The 15,532-nt window shown below is 47.2% G+C and carries 11 protein-coding genes and 1 pseudogene; 6 read left to right on the top strand and 6 right to left on the bottom strand.

Going from position 1 to position 15,532, the window contains the following annotated elements; genetic code table 11:
* Positions 1-53 precede the first annotated feature (53 nt).
* The 5 genes from CFT61_RS13195 to CFT61_RS13175 all read left to right on the top strand — a co-directional run bounded on the left by CFT61_RS13195 (position 54) and on the right by CFT61_RS13175 (position 6,435).
* On the top strand, positions 54-1,781 hold the full coding sequence (locus CFT61_RS13195) for an alpha-amylase family glycosyl hydrolase (protein ID WP_089544896.1): 1,728 nt from the start codon (positions 54-56) through the stop codon (positions 1,779-1,781).
* A 181-nt stretch (positions 1,782-1,962) separates the two neighbouring features.
* Positions 1,963-3,201: a DUF4421 family protein gene (locus tag CFT61_RS13190; protein ID WP_176425610.1), complete on the top strand. Its 1,239-nt coding sequence runs from the start codon at positions 1,963-1,965 to the stop codon at positions 3,199-3,201.
* Positions 3,202-3,358: 157 nt separating this feature from the next.
* Positions 3,359-3,772: a hypothetical protein gene (locus tag CFT61_RS13185; RefSeq protein WP_089544876.1), complete on the top strand. Its 414-nt coding sequence runs from the start codon at positions 3,359-3,361 to the stop codon at positions 3,770-3,772.
* Between the two features lie 165 nt (positions 3,773-3,937).
* Positions 3,938-6,061 (top strand): TonB-dependent receptor plug domain-containing protein, encoded by a 2,124-nt coding sequence (locus CFT61_RS13180; RefSeq protein WP_176425609.1) that lies wholly within the window; start codon positions 3,938-3,940, stop codon positions 6,059-6,061.
* Positions 6,062-6,105: 44 nt separating this feature from the next.
* Entirely contained in the window at positions 6,106-6,435 is a 330-nt protein-coding gene (locus CFT61_RS13175) for a cation transporter (RefSeq protein ID WP_089544875.1), read from the top strand.
* Positions 6,436-6,655: 220 nt separating this feature from the next.
* Here CFT61_RS13175 and CFT61_RS13170 read toward each other — a convergent pair whose 3' ends face one another.
* Both CFT61_RS13170 and alaS read right to left on the bottom strand, forming a co-directional pair.
* A complete protein-coding gene (locus CFT61_RS13170; RefSeq protein ID WP_089544874.1) occupies positions 6,656-7,165 on the bottom strand; it encodes a gamma carbonic anhydrase family protein in 510 nt (169 codons plus the stop codon).
* Positions 7,166-7,343: 178 nt separating this feature from the next.
* Positions 7,344-10,007, bottom strand: a complete 2,664-nt coding sequence (gene alaS / locus CFT61_RS13165; RefSeq protein WP_089544873.1) for an alanine--tRNA ligase — start codon at positions 10,005-10,007, stop codon at positions 7,344-7,346.
* A 180-nt stretch (positions 10,008-10,187) separates the two neighbouring features.
* Here alaS and CFT61_RS13160 point away from each other — a divergent pair, with 180 nt between their 5' ends.
* Positions 10,188-10,535, top strand: a complete 348-nt coding sequence (locus tag CFT61_RS13160) for a MerR family transcriptional regulator (protein WP_089544872.1) — start codon at positions 10,188-10,190, stop codon at positions 10,533-10,535.
* A gap of 56 nt (positions 10,536-10,591) precedes the next feature.
* Here CFT61_RS13160 and CFT61_RS16640 read toward each other — a convergent pair.
* The 4 genes and pseudogenes from CFT61_RS16640 to CFT61_RS13145 form a co-directional block, all read right to left on the bottom strand.
* Positions 10,592-10,726, bottom strand: a pseudogene (locus CFT61_RS16640) (pectinesterase family protein); the annotation flags it as partial.
* A gap of 151 nt (positions 10,727-10,877) precedes the next feature.
* Positions 10,878-13,160, bottom strand: coding sequence for a RelA/SpoT family protein (locus CFT61_RS13155; RefSeq protein WP_089544871.1), 2,283 nt, complete (start codon positions 13,158-13,160; stop codon positions 10,878-10,880).
* 92 nt (positions 13,161-13,252) lie between these two features.
* Positions 13,253-14,629 carry a lytic transglycosylase domain-containing protein gene (locus tag CFT61_RS13150; RefSeq protein WP_089544870.1) on the bottom strand — a complete coding sequence of 459 codons (1,377 nt, stop codon included), beginning with the start codon at positions 14,627-14,629 and terminating at the stop codon, positions 13,253-13,255.
* Between the two features lie 69 nt (positions 14,630-14,698).
* The gene (locus CFT61_RS13145; protein ID WP_089544869.1) at positions 14,699-15,457 is read right to left on the bottom strand and encodes a DUF5683 domain-containing protein; all 759 of its coding nucleotides are present in this window, start codon (positions 15,455-15,457) and stop codon (positions 14,699-14,701) included.
* Positions 15,458-15,532: the final 75 nt, after the last annotated feature.

Raw genomic sequence — 15,532 nt, 5'->3', positions numbered from 1 at the left:
GAGTTATTATGAAAGAAAGTTTTCTTGAATTAATAATTATGCTCATGAAAAGAATGAATAAAATGCTGTTGGTTGCTGCTTTGGCGGCAACCACACTTTCTGTTCAGGCAGAACAGAAGAAGGGACCGGCTTGGTTGAGTGATGCACTTTTCTATCAGATTTATCCATCTTCCTATATGGATACTGATGGCAACGGTATTGGCGATCTGCCGGGTATCACTTCCAAGTTGGATTACATCAAGTCTCTGGGGGTGAACGCCCTCTGGCTCAATCCAATCTTTGAGTCGGGATGGTTTGATGGTGGCTATGATGTCATCGATTTCTACAAGGTGGATCCTCGATTCGGTACCAATACCGATTTGGTTACATTGGTCAATGAGGCCCATAAGCGTGGCATCAAGGTTTGTCTCGACCTGGTGGCAGGACATTCCAGCACCAAGTGTTCCTGGTTTAAGGAGTCTTCCGAGAAAGATCCTAACCAGCGTTACAGCGACTATTATATCTGGATGAATGATATCCCTGAGAGTGAGAAGAAAGAAATAGAAGCTCGTCATCAGGAGGCAAGTCCGGAGTCTAGTACCCGAGGCAGATATGTGGAGGCGAATGCTCCTCGTGCCAAGTATTATGAGAAGAATTTCTTCGAGTGCCAGCCAGCCTTGAACTATGGCTTTGCTCATCCAGACCCAAATCATCCTTGGGAGCAGAGCGTAGATGCGCCTGGACCACAGGCTGTCCGCAGGGAAATACGTAACATTATGGCTTTCTGGTTTGATAAGGGTGTGGATGGCTTCCGTGTAGATATGGCATCATCGCTTATCAAGAACGACCCCGACAAGAAGGAGGTTTCCAAACTCTGGAATGAGATGCGTGCCTGGAAGGACAAGTACTATCCTGAGACCGTCTTGATTTCTGAGTGGGCTAATCCGCAGCAAGCCATTCCTGCCGGCTTCAACATCGATTTCTACATCCATTTCGGTCTCAAGGGATATGCTTCTCTGTTCTTCGACCGCAAGACTCCATGGGGCAAATGGGAGCAGAGCTATAAGAACTGCTATTTCGACAAGCAGGGCAAGGGTTCGCTTAAGGAATTTAGCGAGAACTATACCAAGGCTTTCAATGCCACCAAGAATCTCGGCTACATCGCTGTTCCATCTGCCAACCACGATTACCAGCGTCCTAACATCGGTACCCGCAACACGCCTGACCAGTTGAAGGTGGCGATGACCTTCTTCCTCACCATGCCAGGTATTCCGTTTATCTATTATGGTGATGAGATTGGTATGAAGTATCAGATGAATCTCCCTAACAAGGAGGGTAGCAATGAGCGTTCGGGTACCCGTACTCCGATGCAGTGGACCAAGGGCAAGAATGCCGGATTCTCTACGAGTGCACCCGATAAGCTTTACTTCCCTGTAGATACGGAAAACGGAAAGTTGACCGTTGAAGCTCAGCAGGGAGATCAGAATTCTCTGCTGTCATATACCCGTAAGCTGACCGCTTTGCGTCATTCTGCAAAGGCTCTTGACAATGAGGGAGATTGGAAGCTCCTGAACCAGAAGGGTCAGGAATATCCGATGGTATATGAGCGTACTTTGGGTGAGGAGAAGTATGTTGTTGTCGTGAATCCTGGTGTCAAGGCAGCCTCTCTCAATATCAGCTCCGTAGGTGGTAAGGCTGTTTCTGTTCTTTCCACAGGAAAGGTTGTGTATAAATCAGGAAAAAAGACTGATGTGATTAAAGCTTCAGGTATAAGTGCCGCCATATTCAAGGTGGAAAGATAGTTTATGAGAAGGAACGTTTATCTGAATGAGAAAACGTTCCTTCTCTTACTTTTTTGCAAGCGATATCTATTAAAAAAGCCTTCAATTCTTATTTTTGTTGCTTTTCTCTTTCCTATTTCGGAGTTTTACTGTACTTTTGTACCGGAATAGGAAAAAGATAAGTAAGATGAATAGACGGAAAATGAAAATTGGTTCAATGATGGCGTTGAAAGCATCATTTCTTGTAATGGTATTTTCTATGGGAGTGATTGCTCCTGCCATCGCCCAAAATAAACAGAACAGGAAGCCTCGAAAGAAGCTGAAGGAACTGCTGATGATGGCAGATAGCCTGCGACTCCAGTTGCGGCAATCTGCCGATAGGGGATGTATGCTCCAATGGGGCGACTCTCTTCTCATGACAGAATTGGGTAAAAGTAAGATGAGTGAGAAGAAAAAGCAAAGGTTCATGAAGCATTATGCCAAGATTCAAAGACGATTGAGCCTCTACGACCGCCAATTGTTCAGAGGAGATTCCCTGCTGGCTGCCAATTATTACAAGATAAAGTATGATACTAACTACATCTCCCGTCCCAATGCCCGATGGACCATCAAACTGAGAGGTAATCTTTCGGGAGCAGATTTGGAAACTACGGCGAAGACGGATGGAATGAAAACGCATACCAAAGTGATGGCAGACTGCCGTGGAACTCTCTCCATGGCCGTGGCTTATCGTGGATTGGGACTTGGATTGGCTGTAAATCCAGCCAAGCTGGCTGGCAAGAACCAGGACTACGAGTTCAATCTCAACTCCTACAGCAACCGCTATGGCTTCGATGTGGTCTATCTCTCGTCCAAGACATTCCATGGTCACCAGAAAGTGGGTTCCTGCGAGATTGATGTCCATAAGGGTGATATATCGCAGAAGGCTCTGAATCTCAATTTCTATTATGCCTTCAACTATCGTAAATTCTCCTTTCCGGCTGCCTTCAGCCAGAGCTACATACAGAAACGAAGCGCCGGAAGTTGGATGATAGGTGCCAGTTTTGACGGTTCCAAGACGAAGGTGAAGGGTATGAACATCCGTCTTAATGAGTTGGCGCTCGGTGCAGGGTATGGATATAATCTTGTCCCATCCTCCCATCTGCTGTTCCATCTGTCAGCCTTGCCAACCATAACGGTATATTCCCACGACTATACCAAGATGAGGGCAGAAGCAGAGGAGGGGAGTAGTGATGCAGAGGTTCCAACCGTTCGTAACAGTATGAAATATCATTTCCCATCTGCGATCATTACGGGGCGGGGAGCGGCCGTCTATTCCTGGCGCAACAAGTTTGCCGGTGCCACTGCGGTTTATAATTTCTCTGTAGCAGGAGATGAGGATCACCTCCAGGTGAAGAGAAACAAATGGAGAGTAAGAATGTTCTTTGGATTCCGGTTCTAGGAAAACTCTTTACCTACATGACGTTGACCTGCTAATACTATGATGGTCTCCTTGCCAACCGTTAAAGGTCATTAAATTATGGGGGTATTAAGTTCTTATTCTGATGAAAATGCTTAATTTTGCAACCCGAGAAAAGGAAGGGGTGCAAAAAATAGGTATGAAACGTTCGCTCAACATATTGATGGCTTTGATGCTCTCGCTCATGGTGGTTTACTTGAGCGTGGGTACAACCGTCATGCACTGCCTTCGTTATGACAAGGTGATGGTGGGTATGGTGACTGACTGTTGCGTGAAACGTAGCATGGACCATGACTGTTGCCAAGGCAAGCTGGGCGCACAGGTGAACAAGCATTGCATGGATGTGAAGCAGGTGAAGCTATCGCCTACGGTCTCTACTCAACACTTGGATTTCGATGCAGCACCAGTGTTTGCAGGCATTGCGCCAGCTCTTTGGCAGAAGTTGCCTCGTCCTGTTATCTGTAGCATTCAAAAGGCAAGATATTGGAATCAGAATGTTCCGCATTCGCCTCCAAGGGCTTATCTTGCCCTCCTTAACATCCTGATTATTTGATTTTTCCATATTTGCAAATAGGTTGCAAAAGTTTTTTTGTACTTTTGCAACCAAAATTGTCGTATGCCTATCCCTATCAGTAAAATCTTAGGGTTGCATACATATATAAAAAGGTAAAATCATCCGAAGCGAAGATTTAAGATTCGGATAAAAGGAAATATATTTATGTATTCAAGATATCTGTTGCTCAGTACCTTGCTGGTTATTGGTGCTGAGACTTATGCAAAAAATAGTAAGACAGAGGTTGTGTCTCTGTCATCATCATATAATAATTCTGTAGAAAATAACTCTGTAGATTCCTCCTCTCTGGATTCCATTTTCAAGGACGAGACCTTGCAGGAGGTGAAGGTGGTGGCTCGCAAGTCGGGCACTTCCCGATTGGCTGGTGCCGTGAATGGCATCGCCGTGAACAAGGATGAACTCTTCAAGGCGGCTTGTTGCAACCTGGGCGAGAGTTTTACGACCAATCCATCGGTGGATGTGGCTTATAATGATGCCACGACGGGCGCAAGACAAATCAAACTCCTTGGTCTTTCGGGCACTTACGTACAGATGCTCACCGAGAATCTCCCTAACTTCCGTGGTGCAGCCATCCCTTACGCTTTGGGGTATGTGCCAGGTCCTTGGATGAAAGGCATTCAGGTATCGAAGGGCTGTGCTTCGGTGAAGAATGGCTATGAGTCGATTACGGGGCAAATCAATGTGGATTACTTGCAACCAGAGGATGAGCAACAGGTGGAGGTGAACCTCTTTGGCGATACCAAGAGCCGAATCGAGGCAAATGCCGATGCCAATGTTCATCTGTCGGATAAGTGGGCAACGGAGATATTGTTGCATCATGAGAATATCCTCAAAAACCATGATGATAATGGTGATGGTTTCTATGATATGCCAGGCAGGGAACAATATAATGTGCAAAACCGTTGGGTGTATAAAGACAAGAACTACATCTTCCATGGTGGACTTGGGGCTTTGAAGGAGATTCGTACCAGCGGGCAGGATGAGGAGCATGTTCATAGTGATGATATTTACAGAATCAAGCTCCATACCAACCGTTATGAGGGTTATATGAAACATGCCTTCATTCTCAATCATGAGCATGGCACCAATATTGCCTTCATGTCCTCGGCTTCGATGCACCAGCTCGATGCCCAGTATGGCAACAGGTTCTACAACCTCAATGAGAAAAATCTCTATGGCTCGCTGATGTTTGAGACCAATTTTACTCATCAACACAATTTGTCGGTAGGTTTGAGTGTCAACCATGATTACCTGGGACAGCGCGCCAATGTGAATATTTCACCAAGACCGACTGTAGGGCTAGAAGACTCTCCTTACCTTTTGTCGGAGATGCAGAGAATGAACGAGAAGGAGACGACTCCTGGAGCATACGCCCAATACACCTATACGTTAGGCACGAAGTTGACAGCGATGGCAGGTGTCCGTTTCGACCATAGTTCGCTTTATGGCAGCTTCTTCACCCCTCGTTTCCACGTGAAGTATTCGCCTGTCGATGCCATCAGCATCCGCTTGTCAGCAGGTAAGGGCTATCGCACGGTATTTGGCTTGGCAGAGTACAACTATCTCTTGGCGAGCGGCAGGGAGTTTCAGATTGCGGGTGATGGACTTAAGCAAGAGGAGGCTTGGAACTATGGTATGAGTACCGCTTTCTACATCCCGATGTTTGGCAAGACACTGAAACTGAACACTGAGTATTACTATACCGACTTCAAGAATCAAGCGGTGGTGGATTATGATGCCAACAAGGGGCTTATCTCCATCTGCAATTTGATGGGCAAGTCTTATTCGCACACCTTCCAGATAGATGCCTCTTATCCATTGCTGAAGGGCTTGGAGATAACAGCGGCTTATCGTCTGAACGATGTGAAGTGTACCTACGATTATGGCAAAACCTTGAAAGAGAAGCCATTGACCAGTAAGTATAAGGCGCTCTTCACGGCTTCCTATAAGACACCACTTGGCCTTTGGCAATTTGATGCCACCATGCAGTTGAATGGTGGAGGCAGAAATCCTGAGCCTTACCAGTTGGCAGATGGAAGCCAGTCATGGTCTCCTCGTTTCCATAGCTTCGGGCAAGTGAGTGCACAGGTTACGAGATGGTTCCGCCATTGGAGTATCTATGTGGGAGGCGAGAACCTGACTGGTTTCAAGCAGAAAACTCCTATCTATGGTGCCAGCAACCCATGGGGAAGCGATTTCGAGCCAACCTTGGTTTGGGGACCTGTAGAGGGCAGGATGTTCTACGCAGGAGTGAGAGTACACTTTTAAGGGAGAATGTTTAATGTTGAATTATTAAAGCAAATAGAAAAGTTATGAAGAAGATTTTGGTAATGTTCACAATGATGATGGTGGCAATGGTAACCTTTGCCAAGGACATCAAGACCGTAGTGTTCACCACAACCCCACAGATGCACTGTGCGGCTTGTGAGAATAAAATCAAGAGCAACCTTCGCTTTGAAAAGGGAATCAAAAGCATTGAGACTTCTGTGCCAAACCAGACAGTCACAGTACAGTATAATGCCGACAAGACAACCCCAGAGAAGCTCCAGAAAGGTTTTGAGAAGTTTGGCTATAAGGCTCGCATCCTGAAAGATGGCGAGAAGGTTGAGAAGAACACTGGGGAGAAGTGTGACTTGATGTAATTTTAGAAGCTAATCTCTCCAAGATAGGAATATCTTGGAGAGATATGATTGACGAATAATAGTTGCCATATTTTTATCACTTATAAATGAAATTTTCTGCAAATATACGATTTTTATCTTTTATAATGGATAAAAAACTGGAATTTTTTACTTTTATCTTCTATAAAAGATAAAAAATGGCGTTTTATTATCATTTTATGATAATTATAAAAAGTGATTATTAGTCTTCCTTCAGATACCAGTCTTTGATGTATCCGGAATAATGTTTGGCAAACTCCTCGGCTTGTCCGGGAGCGCAAGCTTTCACCTTCCTGGCTGGAATACCTGCCCAAATCTCATGTGCAGGAACCTTGGTGCCATGGGTAACTACAGCACCTGCTGCAATAATAGCACCTTCTCCAATGTCAGCCTTGTCAAGCACAGTGGCATTCATTCCGATGAGTGCACCTTTTCTGACTGTGGCTCCGTGGACGATGGCACCATGTCCCACAGATACATCATCCTCCAGAATGCAAGGCATCGTACCGGTTTGATGGATGCATGCACAATCCTGCACATTCACTCTGTTTCCGCATCTGATGGCATCCACGTCAGAGCGCAATACCGCACTATACCAGATGCTGCAGTCATCACCAAGAATACAGTCACCTGTCAGTACTGCGTTCTCAGCGATAAAACAATTCTTTCCCCATCGGGGAGTCTTTCCCTCTACTGTCTTTATGATAGCCATATTAAATATGTATATGTTTTACAATTCGGGTGCAAAGGTAATAAAAATATTGAAATCATGCGCAGCATTTTACAGAAAAAGGGTTGCAATCCTCGAAAAGATGGATTGCAACCCTTTATACCTTAATTATATATAAGAGTTAAGATAACTCTATCATATATTCAAATGTGGAAGCTTATTACAGCTGAGCCAACTCTACAACCTTATCTACTGCAGCGCTCAAGCCGTCCTTGTTCTTACCGCCAGCCTGAGCATAGTGAGGCTGACCGCCACCGCCACCCTGAATCAACTTGGCAGCTTCGCGAATCATCTTACCAGCGTTCAAACCGTGATCCTTTACCATATCATCGCTGAACATCACGCTGAGCATTGGCTTGTCGTTATAAACAGAACCTACTACGCAGATCATGTTCTCTGGCAATGCCTCGCGAACCTTGAATACCAAATCCTTGGCAGCTGCTGGCTCCATTGGCAATACGGCTGTAACAACCTTCACACCGTTGATTTCTCTTGCATTCTCTACAAGCTTATCCTTGGCACGCTCCACAGCCTGAGCCTGGAACTTCTCAACATCCTTCTTCAGGGCATCGTGCTCGTCGATGTACTTTCTGATAACACCCTCGAGATCCTTGGCATTGTTGAACAAGCCCTTCAAGGCTACGATGGTATCCTGCAAGCCGTAGATAGCCTCCTCGCATGCCTTGCCTGTCAAAGCCTCGATACGGCGGATGCCGGCTGCTACGCTGCTCTCAGAGATAATCTTGAAGAAACCAATCTTACCGGTGCTCTTGGCGTGAATACCACCACAGAACTCAGCAGATGGACCGAAGCGAACCACACGAACCTTATCGCCATACTTCTCGCCGAAGAGGGCGATAGCGCCAAGCTCCTTAGCCTCCTCGATAGGAGTATCGCGGTGCTCATCCAGGGCGTAGTCGGCACGGATCATCTCGTTTACCATGTGCTCTACCTTGCGGAGCTCCTCATCAGTTACCTTCTGGAAGTGAGAGAAGTCGAAACGCAATGTATCCTTATCTACATAAGAACCCTTCTGCTCTACGTGCTCGCCCAAAACCTGCTTCAGGCAGTAGTCGAGCAAGTGGGTAGCTGTATGGTTGGCAGCGCTTCCCTCGCGGCTCTCGATATCAACGCAAGCCATGAAATCAGCGTTTACATCCTTTGGCAACTCCTTTACGATATGGATGCTCTGGTTGTTCTCGCGCTTGGTGTCGATAACCTGGATGGTCTCATCCTCGTTTACGAGCACACCCTTGTCGCCAACCTGTCCACCCATCTCACCATAGAATGGAGTGTTGTCGAGTACCAACTCATAGAAAGAGTTCTTCTTCTGAGTCACCTTGCGGTAGCGCAGGATGTGGCACTCATATTCTGTATAGTCGTAACCTACGAAGTTCTGGTCGCCTTCCTTCAGAACTTCCCAGTCGCCGTTTTCTACGGCAGCAGCATTGCGGGCACGCTCTTTCTGCTTCTTCATCTCCTCGTCGAAGCCTGCAGCATCTACGGTGTAACCATTCTCACGGCAGATAAGCTCTGTCAGGTCGAGAGGGAAACCATAGGTATCGAAGAGGCGGAATGCGCTTACGCCATCAAGCTGAGTCTCGCCATGAGCCTTGAGCTCGTCCATATCGCCATTGAGGAGGTTGATACCCTTTTCCAAGGTGCGGAGGAATGAATCCTCTTCCTCTTTCATCACGCGGGTGATGAGCTCCTGCTGAGCTGGCAACTCTGGGAAGGCTGCACCCATCTGCTCTACCAATACATTGACGAGCTTGTACATGAATGCCTGCTTCTGACCGAGGAATGTGTAAGCGTAACGTACGGCACGGCGCAAGATGCGTCGGATTACGTAACCTGCCTTGGCGTTGCTTGGCAACTGACCATCGGCGATAGAGAAGGCTACGGCACGGAGGTGGTCGGCACAAACACGCATAGCGATGTCAATCTTCTCCTGCTCATCCTTGCCCTCACCATTCTCACCTGTAGGAGTAGTGAAGCCATACTTCTTGCCAGAGATAGCCTCGATTTCCTTGATGATTGGCTGGAAGATATCAGTATCATAGTTAGAGTGCTTGTCCTGCAACATGCGAACCAAGCGCTCGAAGCCCATACCTGTATCGATAACGTGCATTGGGAGAGGTTCGAGAGAACCGTCAGCTTTGCGGTTGTACTGCATGAACACGATGTTCCAGATTTCGATGACCTGAGGGTTATCCTTGTTAACCAATTCGCGGCCTGGCACCTGAGCCTTCTCCTCTGGAGTACGAGAATCCACGTGAATCTCTGAGCAAGGACCGCAAGGACCTGTTTCGCCCATCTCCCAGAAGTTGTCGTGCTTGTTACCGTTGATGATGTGGTCGGCTGGCACGTGCTTAGCCCAGTAACCTGCAGCCTCGTTGTCGCGTTCCAGACCTTCCTCCTTGCTACCCTCGAATACGGTAACGTAGAGATCGGCAGGATTGAGCTTCAAAACTTCAGTAAGATACTCCCATGCCAAATCAATGGCACCCTCCTTAAAGTAGTCGCCGAAGCTCCAGTTACCGAGCATCTCGAACATGGTGTGGTGGTAAGTATCGTGACCTACTTCTTCGAGATCGTTGTGCTTACCGCTTACACGGAGACATTTCTGAGTATCAACACGACGAACATCCTTGCCTGGGTCTTTTGTACCGAGGATGATGTCTTTCCACTGGTTCATACCAGCGTTTGTAAACATCAGCGTTGGGTCATCCTTGATAACCATAGGTGCTGATGGAACAATCTTGTGGCCCTTACCTTCGAAGAATTTCTTGAAGGATTCGCGCACTTCATTAGCTGTCATCATATTATCTTTTATATTAATCTTTTTTAATTCTCAAATATTGTTTCAGAGGCTGTATTTCTCCTCTGTTTTGATTATTTTTTGCCCTTAAGGGCATTTTCTTCCGAAAAACTTTGCAAAGATAAGAAGAATTGCTTAATTTTGCAACAAAATTAATTATTTTTGAAATTAAAGTTTGGAAAAATGGCTTTAAATACAGATAAAAACGTAAAATTGTACTATTCCATCAAGGAAGTGGCTGAGGAAGTGGGTGTAACGGAGTCAACTCTCCGTTATTGGGAAAAGGAGTTTCCTTTCCTCAGGCCTAAGGTGGGTGTGAACAAGGTGCGTCAATATTCTGACAAGGATATTGAGCAGGTGAAACTCATCTATAACCTGATCAAGGTGAAGGGATTCAAGATTGCTGCGGCACGTAAGTATCTGAGTCAAAACAGAACGGGTGCCGAGAAATCGTCTGACGTTCTCGACACCCTCATTTCTGTAAGAGATCAGCTCAAGGAACTCAAGAAACAGCTAGACGGACTGGTTTAATACTTTGAACTTGGAACATTGAGCTTTGAACTTTATGATTAGTAAAGTGTAGGGGATTACCAGCATTCTTCGCCGAAAACCTCGGCGATGGTAATCTTGCTGGCCTCTTTCTTGCTGAGCTGATGGCTCCAGGCCATGAAGAGGGTCTTGGCGTATGGGCGCCAAGGACGACCCAAATATACCTTATCAACTCATTGTTTTGTTTGTTTTTGTTTTAATGATTGTAGTTTATTTGGCTTGATGAAATTCTGGAGCCGGAAGCAGTAGGCTTCCAGCTCCAGATTTCAAATGATATCATCTTTGTTCTTTTTTGATGATGATACCATCTCTGTTCTTTTCAGATTATAAGATTCTCTGCACTTCCTGCAGATCCTCAATCGTCTTGAGCTTATCCATGATGATCTTCACTTCATCACGGTCATGAATACGAAGTTCGATGGTTCCGTCGAAGATACCATTGTCGCTGCTGATGGTAAGCTTGTGGATGTTGATGCCCAGCTGGTCGCTGATAATCTTGCTCACATCGAGGAGCATGCCCTTGCGGTCGATACCCTTGATTTCGATGGTTGCATCGAAGAGCATCTGCTTGTGCATATCCCACTTGGCATCCACGATGCGGTTGCCATAGCTTGATTTCAGCTTGGCAGCTACATTGCACGAACGCTTGTGAATCTCGATGCGGTTCTTGTTATCGATGAATCCCATCACGTCGTCGCCCGGAATGGCGTGGCAGCAGGAAGGGAAGATAAACTGATTGATGTTTTCTTCGGTCAGGATGAGCGGCTTCTTCTTGTTGAAGTCCTTGCCCACCACAAAGAGTTCCTGTGGCTTTACGATGCCGCCCGTTTCCTCCTTCTGCTTGTTCTTGCCCAGGAATGGAATGTAGTCGCGCCAGCTCGATGATTGCTTCTGCTTCTTGGTCTTGCCCTGCAGCTCATCGAGGTCTTTCTCTCCGAGCAGGATGCAGTGCTCGCCCAGCGACTGGAAGAAGTTGTCGCGCTTCTGTATGTTGTGGAATTCGCAGAGCTTGTCCACTACCGAGTTGGTCATCTCTAAGTTGTTTTTCTGCAGCCATTCGGTGAGGATGCTCTCACCCTTCTTCTGCACTTCGCGGGAGTCACGGCGTAATATCGCCATGATCTTGCTCTTTGCCTTGGCTGTGCTTACGAAGTTCACCCATGCAGGCTGCACGTGCTGACTCTTGGATGTGAGGATTTCCACCTGGTCGCCGCTGTTCAGCTTGTGGCTCAGAGGCACCAACTTGTGGTTTACCTTGGCTCCGATGCAGTGGCTTCCCAGGAAGGTATGTATTTGGAAGGCGAAGTCGAGTGCAGTACATCCGGCAGGCATCGTGATGATTTCTCCCTTCGGGGTGAAGACGAAGATTTCGGATGCATAGAGGTTGAGCTTGATGGCATCGAGAAAGTCCATCGCATCTGGCTGCGGATCGTCCAGAATCTCCTTGATGGTGCTCAGCCAGTCGTTCAACTCGTTTTCATCCTCAGTATATTCGCCACCCTCCTTGTATTTCCAGTGGGCTGCAAATCCCTTTTCTGCCACCTCGTCCATGCGGTCGGAGCGAATCTGTACCTCTATCCAGCGTCCCTGCTTACTCATCAGGGTAACGTGGAGAGCCTGGTATCCGTTAGCTTTCGGATGGTTCAGCCAGTCGCGCAGACGGTCGGGATGGCTCTTGTATATCTTGCTGATGGCAACATAGACATTGAAGCATTCGTTCACCTCGTTGGCTCTGCTCTTTGGAGTCACGATGATGCGAACTGCAAGAATATCGTAGATTTCATCGAAGGAAACGTGCTTGTTCTGCATCTTGTTCCAGATGGAATAAGGGCTCTTGACACGTGCCTTGATCTTGTAATCCACACCCAGCTTATCCAGTTCCTCACGGATAGGAGCGGTGAATTGTGCAAAGAGGGTGTCGCGTTGCGATTCGGTATCTGCAAGCTTATGCTCAATGTTGGCATACTCCTGTGGATGGTCGTAGCGGAAGCTGAGGTTTTCCAGTTCGGTCTTGATTTTGTTAAGTCCGAGACGGTTGGCGAGTGGCGCATATATATATAAGGTCTCGCCTGCAATCTTGTATTGTTTGTTGGCTGGCTGCGATTCCAGGGTGCGCATGTTGTGCAGTCGGTCGCAGATTTTGATGAGAATCACTCGGATGTCATCGCTCATGGTGAGCAACAACTTCTTGAAGTTTTCTGCCTGTGCAGAAGCCTGGTCTCCAAAGATGCCACCACTGATTTTTGTGAGTCCATCCACAATCTGTGCCACCTTGGCACCGAAGATGTTGGAGATGTCTTCTACCGTATAGTCTGTATCTTCTACCACATCATGGAGCAGTGCTGCGCAGATGCTGGTAGAACCCAATCCCATTTCCTCACAGGCAATCTGTGCCACGGCGATAGGGTGCATGATATACGGTTCGCCAGACAATCGGCGCACGCCCTTGTGCGCCTGACGGGCGAAGTTGAAGGCTTTTGTCACGATATCTACCTTCTTGCGGTGTCGCGAGCTGAGGTAGGTGTCGAGTAAATGCTGAAAGGCATCACCGATCAGTTTGTTGTCGGCTTGCTCTCTTTCTAGGTCTTTCAAGTTCTGGTCATCCATAGCTGTACCCTCCTATTTATAAAATGATTAATGATGTATTACTGAAGCCCACGATCCTGGGCGTGGGCTTCAGTATATAGATTTTATTTTTTTTATTTCACTTTGATCTTCTTTCCGGCACGAATACTGTTGCCCGAAATCTTGTTCAGCTTCTTGAGCTTCTTCACGGTTGTTCCGTTGCGAGCAGCAATCTCCGAGAGTGTATCTCCGCTCTTGATGGTTACGCTCTTGCTTCTTGCGTTCTTGCTCTTGCCCTTCTTGCCGCGGCTGTTGCGTGAAGACTTGCTTCGGCTGCTACGTGAAGATGATACGCTGCTGCGTGAACGGCTGCTGCGTGAACGGCTGTAGCTTGGTTCATCGTCGTTGACTTCTACCACATCACGCTTCTGCAGAAGCTCATCAGCACGGTAACTGAAGATGGAATCCTTGTTGTCGATGAAGGCTCCGATGAGTGATTCCGGCAGACGTACAGGCATTGGTCTGTGACTGCCGTTGATGATGTCGCGGCGATACTGTGGGTTCAGGTTGCGAAGATGCTCGGCATCGATGTTGAGAACCTTGGCAATCTGCTCGATATGAACATCTTGGTTCACTTCCACGGTGTCTGTCTTGGTTGGCAACTCGGTTACCATCGGACAGATGTTGTGGTCGCAGTAATAGTTCATAATATAGTTGGCTGCGATGAAAGCTGGTACATATCCACGTGTCTCCTTTGGCAGGTATGGATAAATCTTCCAATAGTCAGTCTCGCCCTTGGCACGGTGGATTGCCTTGTTTACCTTGGCTGGTCCGCAATTGTAGGCTGCGATAACGAGGTTCCAGTCGTCGAAGATCTTATAGAGATCGCGCAGGTAGTGGGCTGCGGCATAAGATGCTTTCACTGGGTCGCGGCGCTCATCGTAGAGGGTATTCACCTCCAGACCGTAGCGCTTGCCTGTGCTCAGCATGAACTGCCAGAGACCTGTGGCTCCTACGCGGGAAACAGCCTTGGGGTTGAGTGCCGACTCGATAACCGGCAGATATTTCAGCTCCAGTGGCAGGTTGTATGCTTCCAATGCCTCTTCGAAGATAGGCATGTAGAAGTTGCTGGCACCCAGCATGAAGCTTACAGATCGACGAAGTTTGCCGCTGTAGCGGTCGATGAACTTCTGTACTACCTCATTGTATGGCATTTCAATAAGTGTAGGGAGTCGCTTCAATCGGTCGATATATACCTGTGTTTCGAAAACCGGATTCACATCACGGTATTTGCAAGAGGTGTCGGCCATCATGTAAGCCTGTGTATTGTAGAGGTGAAGAAGGCTGTCGAGGTTGTCTTCCAAACCTTCAGGAACTTCGATTTCCTCCTGCTTACCGTCCTTGTCGGTTACGGTAATCACATCGTCATTGTCTTCTGCATTGTCGTTTTGGGCTTGAATGCCCTGCCAGCTAAACAGCATCGCTGCTGCCATGATGATTATTTTCTTCATTATCTAATGTCTATTGTTTTCTATTTTAATTATATGCTTCTTTTTCGTTTAGTTTTCTGATGGTTACTTTTAGAATGTGAGTGAGCATTGCAGTCCGAGTGCGCCTGAACGCAGCGGGTTGTTGTATCTGCCGTTATTGAGCACGGCAGGCTCCACTCTGAGGCTGAGGTCGTCGGAGATGTCGAATTCTGAGAGCGATGCATCTACATACGCATCGATGACGGAGAAGGCGTAGATGCCAATCATCACGAAGGTTCCCATATCTCTCCAGCGGCGGAATTTGTCTTTACGCTTACGGAAGATTTCCTTGTAGCGTTCTATGTTAGAGGCATCGATTGTGGCTCCCAAATGCAGAAACTGGTTGTAACTCTGCGTGTTCGGGTCATCATCCATGATGTCGAGGTAGGCCTGCGAGTAGTCGTGATACATCTGGTTGTTCCAGGTGATGGCGTAAGCGCAGCCTACGAAACCACCATATATAATAGGTAGTTTCCAGTATTTGCGGTTGTAGATCTGTCCTGCTCCGGGCAAAACCAGTGCAAGCCACATGGCGCGCTTGGCATCTGGTCGCCAGGTAGCCCAATCGCGCTTCTTCTTCTGCATCGGCTTGAGCGAACTGTTGAGTTTAGCCAGATTCATGCTGTCCTTGGCTGTGATGGCAGAATCTACCGAAGTCTTTGCCGCTTCTGTCGCCATCCTTGCCGAGTCGGCAGCAGCGAAGTCAGGAACGGCTACTTCTGCCTTCGCCTTCTGTTTCTGAGCCGAAACTTGGAGCGAGGTTGCCAGCAGTAAAGCCGAAATGCAAATATGTGATAATCTTAAATTCACTTTTTTATTCTTCTATATCTTATTCGGAACAGATGAAATTGTTCCTGTTTATCGAAATAATCTATTTCTTTCTAT

The organism is Segatella copri, from assembly GCF_002224675.1.
Lineage (GTDB): Bacteria > Bacteroidota > Bacteroidia > Bacteroidales > Bacteroidaceae > Prevotella > Prevotella copri_U.
The sequence above is the reverse complement of the archived record's forward strand: the minus strand, read 5'-3'. Positions and strand labels throughout refer to the sequence as shown.

Bases quoted from the DNA above. Each gene is read 5' to 3' on its own strand.
- CFT61_RS13195 (WP_089544896.1), top strand. From the start codon at position 54: ATGAATAAAATGCTGTTGGTTGCTGCTTTGGCGGCAACCACACTTTCT.
- CFT61_RS13190 (WP_176425610.1), top strand. From the start codon at position 1,963: ATGAAAATTGGTTCAATGATGGCGTTGAAAGCATCATTTCTTGTAATG.
- CFT61_RS13185 (WP_089544876.1), top strand. From the start codon at position 3,359: ATGAAACGTTCGCTCAACATATTGATGGCTTTGATGCTCTCGCTCATG.
- CFT61_RS13180 (WP_176425609.1), top strand. From the start codon at position 3,938: ATGTATTCAAGATATCTGTTGCTCAGTACCTTGCTGGTTATTGGTGCT.
- CFT61_RS13175 (WP_089544875.1), top strand. From the start codon at position 6,106: ATGAAGAAGATTTTGGTAATGTTCACAATGATGATGGTGGCAATGGTA.
- CFT61_RS13170 (WP_089544874.1), bottom strand. From the start codon at position 7,165: ATGGCTATCATAAAGACAGTAGAGGGAAAGACTCCCCGATGGGGAAAG.
- alaS (WP_089544873.1), bottom strand. From the start codon at position 10,007: ATGATGACAGCTAATGAAGTGCGCGAATCCTTCAAGAAATTCTTCGAA.
- CFT61_RS13160 (WP_089544872.1), top strand. From the start codon at position 10,188: ATGGCTTTAAATACAGATAAAAACGTAAAATTGTACTATTCCATCAAG.
- CFT61_RS13155 (WP_089544871.1), bottom strand. From the start codon at position 13,160: ATGGATGACCAGAACTTGAAAGACCTAGAAAGAGAGCAAGCCGACAAC.
- CFT61_RS13150 (WP_089544870.1), bottom strand. From the start codon at position 14,629: ATGAAGAAAATAATCATCATGGCAGCAGCGATGCTGTTTAGCTGGCAG.